This is a genomic window from uncultured Agrobacterium sp., assembly GCF_913777885.1.
GTDB lineage: Bacteria > Pseudomonadota > Alphaproteobacteria > Rhizobiales > Rhizobiaceae > Agrobacterium.
The window spans coordinates 214388-233913 of record NZ_CAJYTV010000009.1 but is presented as its reverse complement, the minus strand read 5'-3'; the positions used below and the strand labels follow the sequence as shown (position 1 = coordinate 233913).

General features: G+C 57.4%; 17 protein-coding genes. 4 read left to right on the top strand and 13 right to left on the bottom strand.

Annotated elements, in window-relative coordinates; genetic code table 11:
- Positions 1-1371, bottom strand: a complete 1371-nt coding sequence (locus QZ869_RS08355; protein WP_296103926.1) for an aspartate aminotransferase family protein — start codon at positions 1369-1371, stop codon at positions 1-3.
- A 79-nt stretch (positions 1372-1450) separates the two neighbouring features.
- The gene (locus tag QZ869_RS08350; RefSeq protein ID WP_296039390.1) at positions 1451-2362 is read right to left on the bottom strand and encodes a diacylglycerol kinase family protein; all 912 of its coding nucleotides are present in this window, start codon (positions 2360-2362) and stop codon (positions 1451-1453) included.
- Positions 2363-2618: 256 nt separating this feature from the next.
- On the opposite strand from QZ869_RS08350, the gene QZ869_RS08345 reads away from it, so the two are divergent.
- Positions 2619-3866 carry an MFS transporter gene (locus QZ869_RS08345; RefSeq protein WP_296039392.1) on the top strand — a complete coding sequence of 416 codons (1248 nt, stop codon included), beginning with the start codon at positions 2619-2621 and terminating at the stop codon, positions 3864-3866.
- Between the two features lie 16 nt (positions 3867-3882).
- Here the strand turns inward: QZ869_RS08345 and QZ869_RS08340 are convergent, their stop codons facing one another.
- Positions 3883-6825, bottom strand: coding sequence for an autotransporter domain-containing protein (locus QZ869_RS08340; RefSeq protein ID WP_296103924.1), 2943 nt, complete (start codon positions 6823-6825; stop codon positions 3883-3885).
- A gap of 566 nt (positions 6826-7391) precedes the next feature.
- On the opposite strand from QZ869_RS08340, the gene mgtE reads away from it, so the two are divergent.
- Together mgtE and QZ869_RS08330 are read left to right on the top strand one after the other, a co-directional pair.
- A complete protein-coding gene (mgtE, locus tag QZ869_RS08335) occupies positions 7392-8765 on the top strand; it encodes a magnesium transporter (RefSeq protein WP_296039397.1) in 1374 nt (457 codons plus the stop codon).
- Positions 8766-8876: 111 nt separating this feature from the next.
- Positions 8877-9329 carry a GNAT family N-acetyltransferase gene (locus tag QZ869_RS08330; RefSeq protein ID WP_296103922.1) on the top strand — a complete coding sequence of 151 codons (453 nt, stop codon included), beginning with the start codon at positions 8877-8879 and terminating at the stop codon, positions 9327-9329.
- A gap of 13 nt (positions 9330-9342) precedes the next feature.
- Here QZ869_RS08330 and QZ869_RS08325 read toward each other — a convergent pair whose 3' ends face one another.
- The 8 genes from QZ869_RS08325 to QZ869_RS08290 all read right to left on the bottom strand — a co-directional run bounded on the left by QZ869_RS08325 (position 9343) and on the right by QZ869_RS08290 (position 16606).
- Positions 9343-10251 (bottom strand): homocysteine S-methyltransferase family protein, encoded by a 909-nt coding sequence (locus QZ869_RS08325; RefSeq protein WP_296103919.1) that lies wholly within the window; start codon positions 10249-10251, stop codon positions 9343-9345.
- A gap of 32 nt (positions 10252-10283) precedes the next feature.
- Positions 10284-10973 carry an ABC transporter permease gene (locus QZ869_RS08320; protein ID WP_296082605.1) on the bottom strand — a complete coding sequence of 230 codons (690 nt, stop codon included), beginning with the start codon at positions 10971-10973 and terminating at the stop codon, positions 10284-10286.
- 10 nt (positions 10974-10983) lie between these two features.
- Positions 10984-11706 carry an ABC transporter permease gene (locus tag QZ869_RS08315; protein ID WP_296103916.1) on the bottom strand — a complete coding sequence of 241 codons (723 nt, stop codon included), beginning with the start codon at positions 11704-11706 and terminating at the stop codon, positions 10984-10986.
- A gap of 18 nt (positions 11707-11724) precedes the next feature.
- The gene (locus QZ869_RS08310; RefSeq protein WP_296103914.1) at positions 11725-12498 is read right to left on the bottom strand and encodes a transporter substrate-binding domain-containing protein; all 774 of its coding nucleotides are present in this window, start codon (positions 12496-12498) and stop codon (positions 11725-11727) included.
- A gap of 20 nt (positions 12499-12518) precedes the next feature.
- Positions 12519-13298, bottom strand: coding sequence for an ABC transporter ATP-binding protein (locus tag QZ869_RS08305; protein WP_296017946.1), 780 nt, complete (start codon positions 13296-13298; stop codon positions 12519-12521).
- Positions 13299-13477: 179 nt separating this feature from the next.
- Positions 13478-14314 (bottom strand): undecaprenyl-diphosphate phosphatase, encoded by an 837-nt coding sequence (locus QZ869_RS08300; protein ID WP_296034659.1) that lies wholly within the window; start codon positions 14312-14314, stop codon positions 13478-13480.
- 493 nt (positions 14315-14807) lie between these two features.
- A complete protein-coding gene (locus QZ869_RS08295; protein ID WP_296103912.1) occupies positions 14808-16208 on the bottom strand; it encodes a coniferyl aldehyde dehydrogenase in 1401 nt (466 codons plus the stop codon).
- Positions 16205-16606: a helix-turn-helix domain-containing protein gene (locus QZ869_RS08290; RefSeq protein ID WP_296082599.1), complete on the bottom strand. Its 402-nt coding sequence runs from the start codon at positions 16604-16606 to the stop codon at positions 16205-16207. The genes QZ869_RS08295 and QZ869_RS08290 overlap by 4 nt, the downstream gene beginning before the upstream one ends.
- A 137-nt stretch (positions 16607-16743) precedes the next feature.
- Here QZ869_RS08290 and QZ869_RS08285 point away from each other — a divergent pair, with 137 nt between their 5' ends.
- Positions 16744-17760, top strand: coding sequence for a zinc-binding alcohol dehydrogenase family protein (locus QZ869_RS08285; RefSeq protein WP_296082596.1), 1017 nt, complete (start codon positions 16744-16746; stop codon positions 17758-17760).
- A gap of 119 nt (positions 17761-17879) precedes the next feature.
- On the opposite strand, the gene QZ869_RS08280 is transcribed toward QZ869_RS08285, so the two are convergent.
- Together QZ869_RS08280 and QZ869_RS08275 are read right to left on the bottom strand one after the other, a co-directional pair.
- Complete coding sequence (locus tag QZ869_RS08280; protein ID WP_296017955.1) at positions 17880-18620, bottom strand: pentapeptide repeat-containing protein; 741 nt, start codon at positions 18618-18620, stop codon at positions 17880-17882.
- Positions 18621-18821: 201 nt separating this feature from the next.
- Complete coding sequence (locus QZ869_RS08275) at positions 18822-19325, bottom strand: GNAT family N-acetyltransferase (RefSeq protein WP_296103911.1); 504 nt, start codon at positions 19323-19325, stop codon at positions 18822-18824.
- Positions 19326-19526 lie beyond the last annotated feature (201 nt).

Genomic DNA, 19526 nt, shown 5'->3' with positions numbered 1-19526 from the left:
TTATGCCTTCACTGTATCGCGCAGATGGTCCAAGCTGTTGCGCAGGGTTTCGACGATCTGGTCCACCTCGGCACGGCTGATGACGAGGGCTGGAGACGCCAGCATGCGATCCGCCGTTGCGCGCATGACGAGACCGTTTTCCAGGCAATGGTTGCGAACGATGACGCCGATGTCATCCGGCTTTTCGAAGCGCCTGCGCGTTGCCTTGTCAGCCGTCAGCTGCAAGCCGCCCATAAGGCCGACATTGGCAGCCTCCCCGACCATGTCGTGGTCCAGCAGGCTCTGCCAGGATTGCGTGAAATAAGGACCGATATCGTCGCGTACCCGCTCGACCAGCCCCTCGTCTTCGATAATGCGGAGATTTTCGAGTGCAGCGGCGGCACAGACAGGATGGCCGGAATAGGTGAAACCATGGTTGAAATCACCGACCTCGTTCAGCATCACCTCCGCAACACGGTCCGACACCAGCACACCCCCTATCGGCAGATAACCGGATGACAGGCCCTTGGCGATAGGCGCCAGATCCGGCGCATGACCAAAATGCTGGTACCCGAACCAGGACCCTAGCCGCCCAAAGCCGCAGATGACTTCATCGGACACCAAAAGGATATTGCGCGCCTTGCAAATACGCACGATCTCCGGCCAGTAGGTTTCCGGCGGCACGATGACACCGCCTGCCCCTTGAATGGGTTCGGCGACGAAGGCGGCCACGTTTTCTTCTCCAAGTTCGTCGATTTTGGCGTCCAGTTCGCGGGCGATTTTTACACCGAACTCTGCCGGGCTGAGATCGCCGCCTTCGGCATACCAGTAGGGCTGGCCGATATGGCTTACCCCTTCGATCGGAAGGTTGCCCTGCTCATGCATCCATGTCATGCCGCCAAGCGATGCGCCGGCAACTGTCGAGCCATGATAGCCATTGCGCCGCGAGATGACCTTCGTCTTGGTGGGATAACCAAGCGCCTTCCAATAGACACGCGCCATGCGAAACCAGGTATCGGTGGCTTCGGAGCCGGAATTGGTGAAGAACACGTGGTTCATCGTCGGCCCGGCATGGGAAGCTATCTTCTGGGCAAGCAATGCGGCTGGCGGCGTGGTCGTGCCGAAAAATGCATTGTAATAAGGCAACTCGTTCATCTGCCGCGCTATGGCATCGACAATTTCGCGGCGTCCGTAACCGATATTGACACACCAGAGGCCGGCAAAGGCGTCCAGATATTCCTTGCCTGTGCTGTCATAGATGAAGACGCCTTCCCCACGCTCTATGATGCGCGTCCCTGAGGCATTCAGCTTTCCCATGTCCGAGAAGGGATGAAGATGATGCGCGGCATCGATTGCGGCAAGGTTCGAAATCGACCTGGAAATATCGTTCATGCCTACATGCTCCATGGACTGCTGCAAGCAAGCATGGCGGCTCGTTTTCTATTTTGCAAGCCACTGCCGGGCGACGATATCAAACGTTGGATGAATCCTTCGCGACGATCACCTTCAACTCGCCAGCGTGAATCTTAAGCATCACGTCGCGCTTCATAGGACGCAGTTCGCCGTCGATGACGCAGCGCACATCATGCCGTCGCTTGGGAAAATGCAGCTCGACACTTTCGACCGCCATGGCCGTCACTGCCGCGTTTTCCTTCAGCTTACCACGCAGGATATCGATTGCCAGGCGCGCCACACCTGAGGGCGTCAGCGCCTCAGCCAGATAGAAGCCGAGGCGGCCTTGGGTAATGTCGTCGGCAACCAGTAGCGGGTTTGGACCGAACTCATTGTTGGACGCGGAGATCGCGCAGACGTGCCGGCGTTGCGTCTCTCCGGCAACCGTGAATTCCACGTCGAAAACAGGCGGATTGAGAACGACACCGAGGGCGGCACGGATGTTGGCGCGGATTTTGCCAAGGCGTGAGGCGTATTCCATCCGATCGCGATAGCGCACCATGCGCGCATGCAGACCGGCTGAGAACTGATGGACGAACGGGTGGCCATTGGCGCTGGCGATGTCCACGTTCTGAACGTGGCCGGTCGCCAGGGTATCGACCGCTTGCCAGATATCGAGCGGCAGCTTCAGCGATCTCGCAAAAAGGTTCATGGTACCAGCCGGCACCACGCCGAGCGCAATGCCATGTTTCCAGGCAATCCCTGCAGCAGCGGAGATGGTGCCGTCCCCACCGCCAGCAATGAGGCCGTCCAAACCCGACTCATCGGCGGCACGCTCCATCTCTTGAACGATGTCCTTGCCGGATACGAGACGGCACTCAATCTCATGGCCCGCCTGGGAGAATACGTCTCGCGTATGATCGCAATAGGCATCCAGATCGGTGGTCCTGAACGTTCCGCCATCGCGGTTGAAGATCGCAACCAGCCTCATCTATCCATCCAGCTATTGAGCACGAAGCGCCATCTAAATCGCGCTGCATCAAAAGGGTTCCAACGGCTGGATGTTCAATCCAGATTTTATCGAATCAAACACTACCGCGACGCACAAAAACATGATAGAAGCAATATAAGGTCAATTTGGTGACCAACACCTCCAGTTAGGGCAGATCGGCCACGTCGATCTTGCCCTTTTTTCTTGGGCGAGCCTTTCCTTACAATGGATGCGTTCTGCCGCAGCCGGAAATCCGATGAGCCATAGCTTTTCACACGACACCCACCCAGCGGCGCAAGAAGATGTTACCGCGCCTTCTACTCCGGGTGGCCTGACGCCTCTTTCCGTAGCACTGATCGAGATTGCTCTTGCGGCTGGCGGGTTCGGTATCGGCACCGGAGAGTTTGCGATCATGGGTCTTTTGCCAGATGTCGCAACGACTTATGGCGTCTCGGTACCCGTTGCTGGCCACGTGATTACTGCCTATGCGCTCGGCGTCGTCATCGGCGCGCCCATCATCGCGGTGCTCGCCGCGCGCATGACACGCCGCTTGCTTCTACTTTCCCTGATGGGCCTGTTTGCCGCCAGCAACATTCTCAGCGCCCTTGCGCCGGACTTCTGGACCTTCACCGCTCTGCGTTTCATATCCGGTCTGCCGCATGGCGCCTATTTCGGCGTTTCAGCACTGGTAGCAGCCTCCATGGCGCCTATTCACAAACGCACCCGCGCGGTCGGTCGCGTCATGCTCGGGCTCACCATCGCCACGCTTCTCGGCACACCGCTTGCCACTTTCTTCGGACAAGTCTTTTCCTGGCGGGCAGCTTTCATGATGGTTGGCGGCATCGCGCTCGTCACCGTTGCGCTTCTGTGGATGTTTCAACCGCGTGACAAGGTGCAGGAAGGCGCAAGCGTGTGGCGTGAGCTTGGTGCGTTTCGCCGCGTCCAGGTCTGGCTATCGCTCGCCATCGCAGCAGTCGGCTTCGGCGGCATGTTTGCTGTTTTCAGTTATATTGCCAAAACCACCACGGATGTCGCCATGATGCCCGTGTCCGCCGTGCCCATCGTTCTGGCGCTGTTCGGCATTGGCATGAATGTCGGCAATATCGTCGGCTCGCGACTTGCCGACCTATCCTTGAACGGCACGATTGGCGGCATGCTGGCCTTCAATGTCATCCTCATGACGATCTTCAGCCTCACGGCCCACACACCCTTCATGTTGTGTCTTTGCGTCTTTCTCATCGGCTGCGGCTTTGCCGCGTGCCCCGCAGTGCAGACGCGTCTGATGGACGTTGCTGCCGATGCCCAGACCCTGGCCGCGGCGTCCAATCATTCGGCCTTCAATATTGCCAATGCGCTCGGCGCGTGGCTTGGCGGCGTGGTGATCGCACTTGGCTACGGTTATGCATCCACGGGTTATATCGGGGCAGCCCTGTCCTTTGGCGGCCTGCTGGTCTTCCTCGTTGCAGTCATGCTGGAGCGGCAGGAGAAGGCTCCCAGGATTTAAGCCGTTTGGCTCTGTCTTAGAAATTCATCGTCAGGTTCGCCATGACGGCGTTGGAACCATAACCCTTGGCGAAATCACCGCTGTAGGTCAGCATCACGCGCGCCGATTTGGAGAGGTGGACGGTAGCGCCTGCCTTCACCATCAGCGCATCTTGCGGTACGCCAACGCCATCCAGCATGAACGGGCTACCACCGTCGAAACGCGCGACTGCAAAAGGTCCTGTAGGGTCGAAATCATGCCGCCAGCCGACCATGCCGGATACGAAAATCGGCAGGTGGCCTGTCTCAACCTCTGTCGAAAAACGCAAACCCATCGTGGATATTGTGCTATCGAATGACCGGTCTTCAATGGCGAGTGCCGCCGCCCCGCCATCCTCTCGGATTGCACCGCCATCGGTCGCCGTATAGGCGAGACCAGCAAAGGGCTGGAGACGGAGTTTATCCATCTCGAAGGTCCAACCCACCTCGGTAAAGACTTGCGACGTCGAGCGGCTGTAGTCGGACGTTAGTACGTCTGAAAATGTGCCGAAGGCAACGTTTCTGCGTGTAGCGATCTCGTTTCGGGAGTAGAGCGCGCCGCCTGTGAAACTAAACGGCTCCATCTGCGCATGGGTATAGAGGCCGATGTGGTATGACTGCGCCTCGGCCCCCTGAGCGGCGTCAATCGTGCTGTAACCCAGCACGCCTCCAAGGCGCCAGGCATCCGAAATCGGAATATCGCCACCGAGCAACATTCCCTCCCGGTTGATCGCCAGAGCTCCAGCCGTGTCATCACCAGCGAAAGTCTCTCTTGACGCCAGGCCTGTCGACCACAGACTGCCGTCCTCCACCTGGCCTTCGCTCGAAAGGCGGTTGGTCTTGTCGACAATCGCTTCGCGCAGAATAGAGCTGTCGGAGAGAAGAGCAGATTTGAGCGAAGCGTGGACTTCACCGTTCAGCTGCGCAAAGGCACTCTGCGCCGTCTGGATATCCAGTGGCAGAACAGCCTGAAAAAGGGTGTTCGATACGCCGGCTGCTTCAATTGCGTTTGCAGCCGCAGCCTCGTTGCGGGTGCGTGCGACGTCTTCGAAGCGCACGGCGTTACGGTCAAGTTGAAGATCGACGGATGTCGCTCCATAGGTTAGCGTCGGCGACAGGAAGGCAAAATTGCTGTCGACGCGATCGAACGTGCCGTCGACCAGACCGGCAGTCAGTATCTGGTAGCTTGTGGAAAGACCGTAAGTGCCGCTTGCTGCGCGCAGATCGACCACGCCGCCTTGCAGACGCGCTGCTCCTGAGACATCGATGCGATCGGAGCGGCCGGTGGAATCGATATCGACATCATAGACCGCGCCCGTCTGGAAGGTCGCATCGCCGCTGACACTCGTCGCCGCGATGCCGGGCCCAGGGGCAAGGACGCCACCTGCGCGAACCATCAGGCCACCCGACACGCCGGTACCGCTCAAAAGACCGCCATCAAAGATATCCACGGTGCCGGACACCGTTCCGTCGTTCCGAAGTTCGCCACCTCTCATATCGGCCTTGCCTGTAATCGTACCCGTATTGGTGAAACGTCCTTTGACATTGCTCAGAGATGCGACCGTGCCATCATTCGTCGCTATCCCTTCATTCACGACATCATTTACGATGGCGCCGAGATTGTTGATGAAGCTTCCACCTGCTCGGTTTTGCACATCAGCAAGCGTGTCGTTATTGACCACGGTGCCACCGCTAATCGTCGTCGCTCCGATAACCGATCCACCGGCATTGTTGGTAAAGAGCCCATCCCTGTTTTCGAGTGAAGCGACCGTGCCGGCGTTGGTGGTGACACCGTTGTTGGTGACCGCCCCGGCAGAGGCTGCTGTATTGTTGACGAAAGCCGCGGCGGCGGCGACATCCACATCCGTCACCACGAAGTTGTTGGTGACCGTTCCGCCCGCGACAATGGTCGTGCCGGTCACCCTGCCACCGGCATTGTTTGTGGTCGTTCCAGCATCGTTTCTAAGAGAGGCGATCGTTCCGGCATTGGTGAAGCCACCGGAATTGCGCACATCGCCGGCCGTCCCTCCGGCATTATTGGCAAATGCCGCCGCTGCGGCGACGTCCACATCCGTCACCACAAAGTTGTTGGTCACGGTGCCACCCGATATGATCGTTTCGCCGGTAATCCTACCGCCGACATTGTTGGTAAAGCTGCCCGAATCGTTCTGAAGCGAGGTGACCGTGCCTGCGTTGACGATGGTTCCTGAGTTGCGGATATCGCCCGCCGTTGCACCATTATTGTTGGTGAAGGCCGCAGCTGCTGCGACATCCACATCCGTGACGATGAAGTTGTTGGTGACACTTCCGCCCGACACCGTCGTCTTGCCGAGAACCTCTCCACCGGCATTGTTAGTGAAATTGCCGCCGGAGTTTTCCAGCGTGCCGATATGACCCGCATTCGATGCCGTACCGGCATTTTCCAAGGTGGAGAGCGTCGCCCCGCTGTTATTGGTAAAAGTGCCGCCTGAGGCGACGTCAGCACCGCTCATTGCACCATTGTTGGAAAGCGAGGTTCCATTTCCAACGACGGCATCGCGAAGCGTGCCATTCACCGTCACACTGCCATTTTGTAGCGACAGCGTGCCATCCAGTGCGCCATCGACAGCAAGACTGCCACCGACGAGATCGACGTCCGATGTCAAAACACCGCCTGCATTGATGGTGATGCTGCCTGAGGTCATCGTGGTGCCACTGGTAACGGTCAAGGCACCGGTGTTGGAGACAGTCACGTTTCCGCCGCCGACATTCAACCGGTCGATGATCTCGCCTGTCGACACCTGGGGGGAGCCAGCATTGACCGTGGCACTATCGGTCACGGACGGCGCACGCGGCGCCCAGTTCGCGTCATTCTCGAACGCGTTATCCGTCGCGCCTGTCCACACCGATTGCGCAGCCGCATAGGTTGCCACGAGGGCGGCGGGCGCAGTTGCAGCCAACAAGACTAAAAATCTGGGTGCTATGAAGAGCGGGTGGCGGACCATAAGCATACCGGCAGTCGTCACGTCGCATCATGCCGACGTTGCCCCCTAACGTATGGCACTTATGGTTAATCAATGATTAAATCTGAAGGTGGAGCTACCCGCATGGGTTTGTCAAAACAACGTATATTAGCCGCTTTTAGCTGACCGTTGGACATGATGTACGAGGAGAGAGAGCTCGATCTTCAACTGGATGTCACGTCGAGGAATGGCACGGCGCAATTCAGGTCAGTCGAAACGTAGACACCAGAATTCAGAGAGAAATCTGCTCTGCTTTTCGCGCAGATCAACCTTGCCAAAATTTCATCTTCGCACGGCTTGACTATGACGCGGTTCAGGCGCACCACAGGCCTCACGTGCGGGTGTGACAGCCATCCGGCACGGATATTCACGGAGCATCGTTTGATGTCTAGCGACAGTAGTAGTCGATTGCCTTTGCCGAGACCGGCGAGACGTGCTCTGATCTGATCCCTGTCAGCTCACCACGGCCCGCCGCGATCGGCGGATCGACTGGAAGGTGAGCAATCATGAACTTTCACACCCTCTCCCAGAGAGCCAGCAAGGCCGCACGTCTTTTTCGCAGCGGTGATGCAGGTCTTTCAACCATTGCAGAACGTGTCGAGCAACTGAACGCACTTGATGTGCATGACGCCGTCGATGCTTTGCTGAAAATGCCGCAGCCAAAGGCCGTTGCCATTCTGGATCGTCCGGAACTGCATCATGCTGCCGAGATTATCGCTACCATCCCGCTGGAGCAGGCAACTCGTATCGTCAACCTCATGTCAGACGACCGCGTGGCGGACGTCATGGCCGAGATGGATGAGAGCCACCGCGCCAAGCTCTTTTCGCGTCTGGACCGCGCTACGGCTGCTGCCATCCAGCATCTGATGACCTATCCGCCCCGCACCGCAGGCTCCATTATGACGACGGAGTTCGTCAGCGTGCCTGATAGCTGGACGGTGGAACAGACCCTTTCGCACATTCGCGTCGTCGAGCGTTCGCGTGAAACGGTCTATGCCATCTATGTGCTGGCCGAGGATGGTACCTTGAGCAAGGTGGTGACGCTGCGCCGTCTCGTTACCGCAGAACCTGAAGCATCGATCCTGTCTGCAGCATCGCGCGAAAGCGTCGTCTATGCAGACCCCCAGATGTCGCAGGAGGACGTCGCTCGTCTCATCCGCAAGCACGATCTTCTCGCCATTCCGGTAGTGGATGAGCACGCCCGCATTCTCGGCATCGTCACCGTCGACGACGTCATCGACACGATGATTGCCGACACGACGGAAGATGCCCACAAGTTCGGCGGCATGGAAGCGCTTGGCAAGCCTTACATGTCGATGGGCTTCATGGACATGATCCGCAAGCGCGCCGGATGGCTCTCCGCCCTGTTCCTCGGCGAAATGCTGACGGCCAGCGCAATGCAGCACTTCGAAGGAGAACTGGAAAAGGCTGTCGTTCTGACGCTCTTCATTCCGCTGATCATGTCGTCTGGCGGCAATTCGGGTTCGCAGGCAACCTCGCTGATCATCCGCGCCCTGGCTCTGGGAGAACTCAAGCTTTCCGACTGGTGGCGGGTGCTACTGCGGGAGCTGCCAAGCGGCCTGGCTCTCGGTGCAATTCTCGGCGCAATCGGCTTCTTGCGGCTAACCGTGTGGCAGCAGGCAGGTTTCTACGATTATGGTGAGCATTGGCTGCTTGTCGGTTTCACCGTCTTCGCAGCGCTGATCGGCATCGTTACCTTCGGCTCGATCTGTGGTTCGATGCTGCCCTTCCTCCTCCAGCGCCTGCGTCTTGATCCGGCCAGCGCATCGGCCCCCTTCGTTGCCACGCTTGTGGATGTCAGTGGCCTCGTCATCTACTTCTCCGTGGCCCTGGTCATTCTGGGAGGCACGCTGCTGTAATCTCGTCATTAGCCCGGCCGCAAAATCCTGGCCGGGCTACATCGTTGCGCTGGCATTTCAATTGCTTGTAGACTTGCTTTCGATTTCTGATTCAGGATGATGAGACATTACATGCGGATATCCAATCTTCGTCACCATCCTTCTTTCGCCGATACGATCGCTCATCGCGGCTGGAATGCGTGGTGGACGGAAAGCGGCGTGCCGCTCGAAGATTATCGGGCGCATCTCGATCCTATGCTGGGAGAGGATGATATCCCCTTTGCGCTCGTGGCGCATGAAGGCGACACCTATGTCGGCTCCGTGCTCGTCATCGACAATGATCTCGACGTGCGGCCCAACTACGCACCTTGGATCGCCGCGCTCTGGGTCGATCCTGATTATCTAAAACAGGGCGTCGCTGCTGCTTTGATCAAAGACGCCCGCCAGCACATTGCGCTACTTGGGCGTGGCACCTGCTATCTCTGTGCGACAGCCGACAAGCGGCCGTATTATTTGAAACAGGGCTTCACCCTGCTGGAAGAGGACGTCACCGGTCTCGACGTGTTTTCCATCGAGACGCGGTAGACGTCACCACCTTTCAATGAGCGCGTAATGCGCCTGCCACCTTATGGATGTGGGCCGCGCCGATGCCGCAGCATCCGCCGATCATCGTTGCGCCAGCGTCCGCCCAGGTGCAGGCGAAGCGCGAATAGACGTCGTCGGTCAAATCAGTCCGTGTGCCATGCAGACCCTCATTGGCAGCGGAATCCCCCTGCTCTCCTTCGAAGGCGTTGGCATAAACGCCAATTTCCAGCGAGACGCCCTTTTCCTTGAAAGTGTTGGCAGCCGTCTCGACTGCAGCTTTCATCACCTCCGGCTTGCTGCAGTTGAATAGCAAGGCCGCAGCACCCGATCCCGCTATCCACTCTGCGGCGGCGCGGACGGTTTCACCGGACCGCAGTTTCGGTTCGGCTCCGTTCAACTGCGCCAGTTCATCATCCAGAGTGAAGGAAATCCAGAAGGGTTTGCCCGTCTTCGCAACGGCCTCACGGACGGCTTCACCTTCGGCTATCAGGCTGAGGGTCTCTCCAAGCCAGACATCGACAAAGGGCTCGAGATTGTTCACCAGAACACGCAGATAATCCTGAACGCGGGAGGCATCGAAATTCTCCGGCTCATAGGAGCCAAAGATCGGCGGCAACGAACCTGCGACGGTAATCTTGCGACCGGAGGCATCAGCGGCCTCACGCGCAAGACGACCGGACAGTGCAATCAGCGACGCTCCCTGCTCACGGAACCGCTCCTCGCCGATGTGAAACGGCACCAGCGCGTAGGAATTGGTGGTAACGACGTCGGCGCCGGCTTCGATGAACTCCGCATGGACCTGACGGACAATGTCCGGCGCATTGATCAGCGCGAGAGCCGACCATTCCGGCTGCCTCAGTTCGGCACCGAGCCGCTGCAATTCGCGGCTCATGCCGCCATCGAGAATGCGAATATCGCCCATTCAAAAAAACTCCTGGTATTTGCGCCGCTAGATTAGCGTCTGACTGGCACCTGCGCTTCGATAATCCCGAAGCAGCGGGCAATGATAGCTGTGAGGATGAGATAGAAGACGGTCACGACAAGAAGCGGCTCGTAGACGAGAAGAGTGTCTTGCCGAACCTTGTAGGCAACTGCGTAGAGGTCCATCACCGTCACGGTAAAGGCGAGTGGCGTGGCTTTCAACTGCATCACCACCTCGCCTGCGATCGTGGGAAGCGCGTTGCGGATGGCGCGTGGAAGCCAGATGCGGCGGGCAAGCTTGAACGGGCTCATACCGAACGCGCGCGCGGCTTCAAGTTCACCCTTCGGCACGCCGAGAAGCGCCCCACGCAGGACCTCTGCCTCATATGCCGCGTAGTTCAGAGTAAAGCTGACGGCAGCGAAGAAGAAACCTTCACGCAGGATCGGCCACAAAAAGCTCTGCCGCAGGCCAGGGATCATCGGTAGAAACGAACCGACGCCATAATAAAGAAGCCAAAGCTGGATCAGCAGGGGCGTACCGCGAAAGAAGGTGCAGTAGCCGCGTGCCAGAAGCCGCGTGATCCTACCACCGCTGACCTGAGCAAAGGCAAGGCCGATCGCCAGAATGAAGCCCAGGCTGACGGAGATGAACAGCAAGGCGATGGTTTGCCATGCACCGGTGAGGAGAAGCGGCCAGTATTTTTCAATCCAGGAAAACGTCATCTTGTCTCCCTCACGCCAGCGACGGCTGGCCGCGGCGCAAGCGCCGTTCGATCAGCCGGAAGACAAAATTGGAGACAAGCGTTATCGCCAGATAGATCAGTGCGGCAGCCATGAAGAACAGGAAATAATGCTTGGTGCTGGCCCCTGCCAGCCGTGTGGCGAGCGCCAGTTCCTGATAGCCGACGACAGCCACCAACGCGCTATCCTTTGTTACCGACAGCCAAAGATTCGAAAGTCCAGACAACGCGTTCGGCAGGAGAGCTGGAAGGACCACGCGGCGAAAACGCAAGAACGGTGACATTCCAAATGCCTTGGCTGCCTCGATCTGGCCATTCGGGATAGACAGGATCGCGCCGCGCAGGACTTCCGTCATATAGGCGCCCTGCACAAAACCAAGGACAGCGACAGCCGCGACGAAGCCGTTGACCTCCAGCGGCGGTAGGCCCGCCATTTGCAGCAGGCGGTTCAAGCCGTCCGTTCCGGCGTAATAGAGGCCGACAATTAGAATGAGTTCCGGCACCGAGCGGATCAGCGTCGTGTAGAGATTAAGAACGATGCCGAGAGCCCGGTTATCGGAAAGCTTGCCAAGCGCACCCGCCATCCCGATGACTATACCGATTAGATAGGCGCCAGCGGAGATGGCGAGCGTCGCGGCAGCACCAGACAGCAATGTGCCTCCCCATCCCGGTGGATAGGGAGACAAAAGCTGAATGATGCTGTCAGGAGCTGCCATTTGCGAGAAGAACCAGACTTACTTCGCGCCGTAAATATCGAAGCTGAAGTATTTCTTGGTAATCTCGTCATACTTGCCGCTGGCGCGCACAGCTGCGAGCGCCGTGTTCAGCTTCTGCTTCAGTTCCTGGTCGTCCTTGCGCACCCCGCCTGAAACGCCACGGCCCAGAATTTCAGGATCGTCGGCAACATTGCCGGCATCGGCGCAGCAATCCTTGCCGGTATCGGTCTTCAGGAAGTCATTGAGAACGAGCGAATCACCGAAGACATAGTCGATGCGGCCGGCGGCCAGATCCTGGAAGGCTTCGTCCAGCGTCTGGTAGGTTTTCTCGTCGGCGACGTCCTTGAAGTACTTGGCGTAGTAAGCGGACTGGATGGTGGCAACCTGAATGCCGATCGTCTTGCCCTTTACATCTTCAGCCGTCGTACCCGGCTTGCCGTCCTTGGCGCCGATGAGCTTGGCTGGCGTGTTGTAATATTTATCGGTGAAGTCGATGACCTTCTGACGCTCGGCGGTGTTGGACATGGACGACCAGATCACGTCGAACTTCTTGCTTTCAAGCGCCGGGATCAATCCATCCCAGGAAAGCGCGACGATGGAGCATTTCTCCTTCATCTCAGCGCAGACGGCATCCATCAGATCGATTTCCCAGCCTTGCCACTTGCCGCTGGCATCCTGGGCAAAGAAAGGTGGATAGCTTTCATTCATGACGCCAAAGCGGACTTCGGCGCTGGCAGAGAAAGCCGATAATGCGAAGGCCATGCCGGCCAGCAGGGATGCGACGAATTTCATATCAAACTCCTGTGTGACAATCAGTTAGCAAGCGCGCCGGTAAAATCTCGGGTCCGTGCGCTGATGGGGTTGCTGAAGACCTGCTGGGGAGATCCCTCCTCCTCCACGCGGCCCTGGTGCAGAAACATGACATGGCTGGACACGTCGCGGGCAAAGCGCATCTCATGCGTCACAAGCAACATGGTGCGGCCCTCTTCCGCCAGATCGCGAATAACTTTCAGCACTTCGCCAACCAGTTCCGGATCTAGCGCCGATGTCGGCTCGTCGAAAAGCATGACGGCGGGCTCGACGCAGAGCGCACGGGCAATAGCGGCACGCTGCTGCTGCCCACCCGAAAGAAAGGCTGGATAGGCATCCCTCTTCTCGTAGAGACCCACCTTGTGCAGCAGCGCTTCCGCCTTCTCGACCGCTTCCGCGCGCTTTACGCCCATGACATGGACCGGGGCCTCGATGACATTTTCGAGAACGGTGCGATGAGCCCAGAGGTTGAAACTTTGGAAGACCATGCCGAGGCCGGTGCGCAATCGCTCCACCTGACGCCAGCTTTGCGGGACAGACTTGCCATCGCGCCCATGCCTGACCGCGATCTCTTCGCCATTGACGCGGACACGGCCTCTATCGGGTATTTCCAGAAAATTGATGCACCTAAGAAGGGTGCTCTTTCCCGAGCCGGAAGACCCGATGATGGAGATGACATCGCCCTTCCTTGCCGTCAGCGAAATGCCCTTCAGAACCTCTTGATTGCCGAAGCTCTTGTGGATGTCCTCCACAGCGAGGGCGCAAGGCGCGTCGGTGGTCATTCGTTTTTCCTGACAACATCAAAGGATACCGCAAAAGTGAGCGGCGTGGCGATCTTTCAGCCGGAATAGACGCTCTCTCGCCATACCGAAAGGAAAATAATTCTACAGGAATAGAAAGTCATAAAATTACCCGGTGCGGCAGGCCGTACCGGGTAAAATTAACGCTCTTCCGACCGGAATCAGATCGGGTTGATGACGCCGCTGAAGAGCAGGCCAAGCAGCGCGACGCCGATGACGATGCGATACCAGACGAAGGGCATATAGCTTTTCGTCGAAACTAGCTTGAGGAATACGACGATGACAGCATAGCCGACGACAAACGAGATCAGGGTTGCGAGGGCAGTCTGGCCCCAGCCGACGGTGTTTTCCTGACCGATGCTTTTGAAGAGCTGGTAAAAGCCGGAGCCGAAAACGGCGGGAACGGCGAGCAGGAAGGAGTAACGTGCAGCGGCTTCACGCGTGTAACCCATGAGCAAGCCAGCAGTAATCGTTCCGCCGGAACGGGACACGCCGGGGATCAAAGCCATGGCCTGCGCGAAACCGAAAATGATCGCATCGCGCCAGATCAGTTTGTTGATCGGATACTTCTTCTTGCCGATACGATCCGCCCAGCCCAAAATAATACCGAAGACGATCAGCATGACAGCGGTGATGTACAGATTGCGTAACGAGTGCTCGATCGCATCCTTGAACAACAGCCCAAGTAACACGATCGGCACCGAACCGACGATGATCATCCAGCCAAGACGCACATCGGCAGGGTCGTACGAACCGCCAAGCCTGAGGTGATGCCGAAGCCACGCGAAGGCGATCCGCATAATGTCCGACCAGAAATAGACCAGGACCGCCAGCTCCGTGCCGATCTGAATGATGGCGGTGAAGGCTGCACCCGGGTCTTCACCGGTGCCCAGAAATTCCCCGGCTATTCTCAAATGTGCGCTTGAAGAAACTGGCAAAAACTCTGTAAGCCCTTGAATAAAGCCGAGGATCGCGGCTTCTATCCAACCAATACCCATGCTGGTCCGTCCCTGAACTGACAAATCACTGCGCGCGAAATTATGAACCAATCCGGGCAGTTCGATGTTGCGGTGCAAAAAAATATGAATAATGAGAGCCGGCGAATGCCGCGGCAAATCCTTCCTCCCAAATTGTGCGAAAATCAAGAGGACATTCGTCGCCGGAATGTTTCAGAAGAACACATCGCATCGATGTCAGCGTGCGCATTTATAATGCTCAAAGAAGGTATTACCTTAACATGAACGCGAAATAAGAAGTAATTCCATCATTACAGATCTACATTTATTGCGACGAATGTGACGAATATTTTCGCACTCCTGGCGGACCCTTGTCGCTCATGCCAAACTAAATCCATCCGCAATAGATCTGCGTTGATCGATGCCCATTCGTGCAGCAATCAACGGCCGCCTTCGATGTCCGCTGTTGTGCCTGCCGTCACGGCGAGGCTTATGCGCGGCATCTCGAATGGCAGCATGTAAACTAGTGCCCAATTCAGCGCAGCAGAAAGGCAATTGCCGCCTTCGTCAAACGCCCGTAGGGCGGGCGCAAACGGTTGGGAATGCTGAATCGACCCTGGGAAAAGACGCCCTTGGCATGGCTCATCCGTCGAAAGCCCTCTATGCCGTGATAGGCGCCGATACCGCTTGCACCGACCCCGCCAAAAGGAAGATCGTCCTGCGCCACATGCAACACGGTGTTGTTGATCCCAACATTACCAGACGTGGTGTTGGAGAGAATCTTGCGGCAGTCCTCGCTTCTCTCGTCACCAAAGACGTATAGCGCCAGCGGTCGCGGTCTCTCGTTGACGTAAGCAATGACCTCATGGATATCGCGGTAGGTCAGCACGGGCAGAATCGGCCCGAAGATTTCATCCTGCATCACCGCCATATCGTCTCTTGGATTGAGAACGAGCGTCGGCGAAATGACCCGTCGTCTCGGTTGCTCATCTGCCTTTCCACCGACCGGCCGCAAGGTCGCACCCTTGCGCTCGGCATCGTCGAGTAGCGCCTTTAAGCGGGTAAAATGTCTGTCGCTACAAATGGATGTGTAATCGGCGCTTTTCGAACCGTCCGGATATGATTTCGAAACCGCTCGCCCGAATTTATCAACAAAATCACCAACTTCGTTCTCTTGAACGAAGACATAGTCCGGAGCAACGCATGTCTGCCCGGCATTAGCCAGCTTTCCCATGACAATGGCAGCCGCGGTCTCCTGGCTTGCCTTGCCCGGAAGAATGATGGTGGGACTTTTACCACCAAGCTCCAGCGTTACCGGAACAAGGTTCTCGCTCGCAGCTTTCATCACCGAGCGTCCGACTGCGGTGCTGCCCGTGAAGAACAAATGGTCGAATGGCAAGCCGCTGAATTCGGCGCCGATGGCGGCATCTCCCAGAATGACGGCAATCTTTTCTTCGGGCAACGCGTCCGCGAGCATCGCCTTCATCAAAGCGCTGGTTTCCGGTGTAAGTTCCGATGGTTTCAGCATCACACGATTGCCAGCTGCAAGTGCGGTTGCCAGCGGCACCATCGACAGCAAAAAAGGGAAGTTCCATGGTGACAGGATGCCGATGACGCCAAGCGGCTGATACTCGACCCAAGCTCGCCCGCGCTGAAACAGTGCCGCCACGTGTCGTCGCTCCGGCGTCATGAAGAGCTTCAGATTACGGTCGAGATAATCGATCGCCCTTATCACGCCGACGATATCGAGAAGCGCCGTCTCATAAGAAGACCGTCCGCCGAAATCCGTGTCGACCGCTCGTTCTATCTGTTCCCGATTTGACGTCACGACCTTGCGGAGTGCCTTCAGATCTGCGCGGCGTTGCTCCAGCGTCGGTTGTCCGTCTTGAATGAAGGCGTGTCGTTGCCTTTGCAACATATCGTCTGCCATGCTCATTCGGCAGCCGCCAGAGGCATGGCGGGGTCCACAGCCGACGCGACTGTTTTAATGCCGTTCTTGCACACGACGTGCGCCTCCCCCCACGTCTTGAGAGCGGAAATGACTGGCGCCATGCTCTGGCCAAGTACGGTGAGGCTGTAATCCACCCTTGGCGGCACGACGGGAAAGACGGTACGGGAAATCAGACCAGCGACTTCCAGTTCACGAAGCTGCTTTGTCAGCATGCGCTGCGTCACGCTTGGAATGCGGCGGCGCAACTCGTTGAAACGCAACGTTCCCTCGCTCAACAGGTGATAGAGAATGACACCTTTCCATTTTCCATCGAGATAACACAGCGTCGATTCCACCGGACACCCGGGAAAATTATCCTTCAACTTGGCGCGGGGTCGGGACATCAAGAGGCTCCGTTTTTCGGGATCGATGAACGGCTACAGTATCCTTTTTGTCTGTATAGACACAAAATGTGCATTCTTGCAGCCTGTGCTGCTTTCTATCAAATAGCCCCCAACGCAACAAGCGAAGGAAAATCATCATGCGAGCCATCGGTTTCAACAGCTGCAAACCCGTCACTGAAACAGACGCCCTAGTGGATTTCGAACTGCCTGCGCCAGAGGCCAAGGGGCGCGACATTCTGGTTGAAGTGAAGGCGGTTTCCGTCAATCCGGTAGACACGAAGGTTCGGCGCAACCAATCGCCGGAAAACGGCCAGACCCGCATTCTCGGCTTCGATGCCGCTGGCATCGTCAAGGCCGTTGGCGACAAGGTGAGCCTGTTCAAACCGGGCGATGAGGTGTTTTACGCGGGCGCTATCAATCGTCCTGGCACCAACAGTGAATTCCACCTCGTGGATGAGCGAATCGTCGGCACGAAGCCAAGCAGCCTGAGCTTCGAGGAGGCTGCGGCACTGCCGCTCACCGCGATCACAGCCTATGAGGCACTGTTTGACCGCCTCAAGGTAAAGGACAAGGTTCCGGGCGGCGGCGATGCTATCGTCATCATTGGCGGTGCCGGCGGCGTTGGCTCTATCGCGATCCAGCTCGCCCGACATTTGACGGACCTGACCGTCATCGCCACAGCGTCCAGAGCAGAGACGAAAGAATGGGTTCGGCAACTCGGCGCACACCATGTGCTGGACCATAGCAAACCCCTCGCTTCTCAGGTCGAAGCGCTCGGTATTGGCGCGCCTTCCTTCGTCTTCTCCACGACTCATAGCGATGTTCACCGCGCCGATAGCGTAGAGCTGATCGCGCCACAGGGACGCTACTGCCTGATCGACGACCCGGAAGACGGCTTCGATATCATGCCGTTCAAGCGCAAGGCCATTTCGGTTCACTGGGAGATGATGTTTACCCGCCCGGTTTTCGAGACTGTGGACATTCTGGAGCAGCACAACCTGCTGAACCATGTCTCCGACCTAATTGACCAAGGAAAGATCAAGACGACGCTGACAGACGTGTGCGGCAAGATCAACGCCGCAAACCTGATCAAGGCCCACGCTTTGATTGAAAGCGGCACCGCCAAGGGGAAGATCGTGCTCTCGGGCTTTTGAGCCGGCGCGCATTGTTCGCGCCTCAGTCCGATGTTTGCGACCTAACTAATGCCTTAGAGCGCTTCCTTCTCAGACGGAGCGCTCTAAGCGCCTAAACTCAATCGCGGGCTGGCTCTACGTTAGTCGTCTTCCGGATCAGACGGGCAAGGCCAGGTGGCTGGCTTGGTCAGCCCCTGCGGAAGCTTCGTCTTGTCGTCACCACAGGCGATATCGATCTGTTTCTGCTCTAGCCCAGTGGCTGCGGACAGATCCAGTCCTTCAATATGCGCCAGCAGCAGGAAAGAGTCGGAGAAATCGATTGAGCCGGTAAACTTGGCTCCCTCGAAACTGGCCCGAGAAAGATTGGCCTTGGTGAACTTGGTACCTGTCAGCACCGCACCATTAAAATCTGCGCGTCCAAGTTCTGCTTTGCTGAAATCGGCATTATCGAGCTTGGCGTTTTCGAAGTCGGCACGCTGCATTTCGGCGCTGTTAAACTTGGCATTGGTGGCGTTCACGTCGCTGAAATCGCTCCGGTAGGCCTCAACCTTCACGAGATTTGCCCCTTCAAGTTCAGAGGATGCCAGCGAACTGCGGATCAACTTGGCTTTTTCCAAATTAGCCTTCTTGAAGGACGAGCCTCGTAGATCTGTGTAGGTGAAATCCGTTCCGTGAAGGTCTGCACCATCGAGAATACTGCCGCCAAGCATGAGAAGGCGTTTGTTGCACTCGCTCCAATCTATGCTCGCTGCTGCATCAGCCCGGCAACTCGCCGCCATCGCAGGCTGGCTACCAAGAGAGGCAGCGCAAGCCACAAAAGCAGCAGCCACCGAAATGATGTTTCTCCGCAGCGCGAAAACCAAAGTGGCGCTTTTCGTCATGTACTCACTCCCACCCCCCGCCGGGGGCCATATCAACCCGATTGTCGCTTAGGGTCTAAGCCCGATCAGAACAGGTCTAGTACTAGTAGATGATCCTGCCCGTAGCTGTAAATGTCTCCATTGATCAGGACGATCGATGTTATAACCTCAAAGACTGACGGTTGTTCAAAAATGATGGCTTGATGCATTTCAAATCGCGCATCACAGATGCAAACGCATCGCGACCCGGCGCTCTGGATCGAGACCGGAATCGACTTGCGCCTTTAGTCTTTTCAGCAGGAATGCCGGCGTTTCCACCGCCGAAAGAATCCGAAACCCAAGCTTTTCGTAGAAGGGGGCATTGAAGGGCGCATAGCGATCTGTGGTCAGAACCGCCTCGGAGCACCCAAACCCACCTGCGCGCTCAAGCAAAGCGAGCATCAAAGCCTTGCCGATGCCCTTGCCCTGTGCCTCACGTTCCACGTCGATTTCGACGATGTGGAGCGTACTTTCTTCCATCAAACCAAGCGCAAATCCGACAGTCCGGCCACCCTCCTCGGCAACCAGAAGCAAATTCTCCTCCAAGCTCTGCTGAAGAAAATGGACTGGCGCGCAGGATGGCTCCTGCGATACGTCGCAAGCCTGCGCCCAGGTGACGAAGGCATCCAGTTCGATGTCTGCAAGACGGTCGAACTCCTCTTGTCGACCATCCCGAATTATAACCATGAAGAGGTGCTCCTAGAACACGGTCCGCTCGGATATCTCGCCAACAACTGTTCAGGCGGGCCGCGCCGATATTCGCGTATTGGTGTGAGTCGGCGCTTCGCAGAACATCTTTGCTAACGGCGGTCCGGGCGGGCCGCGCCAATACTTACATATTGGCGTAGACCGGCCCTTCGCCGAACATCTTCGCTAACGGCGGTCCGG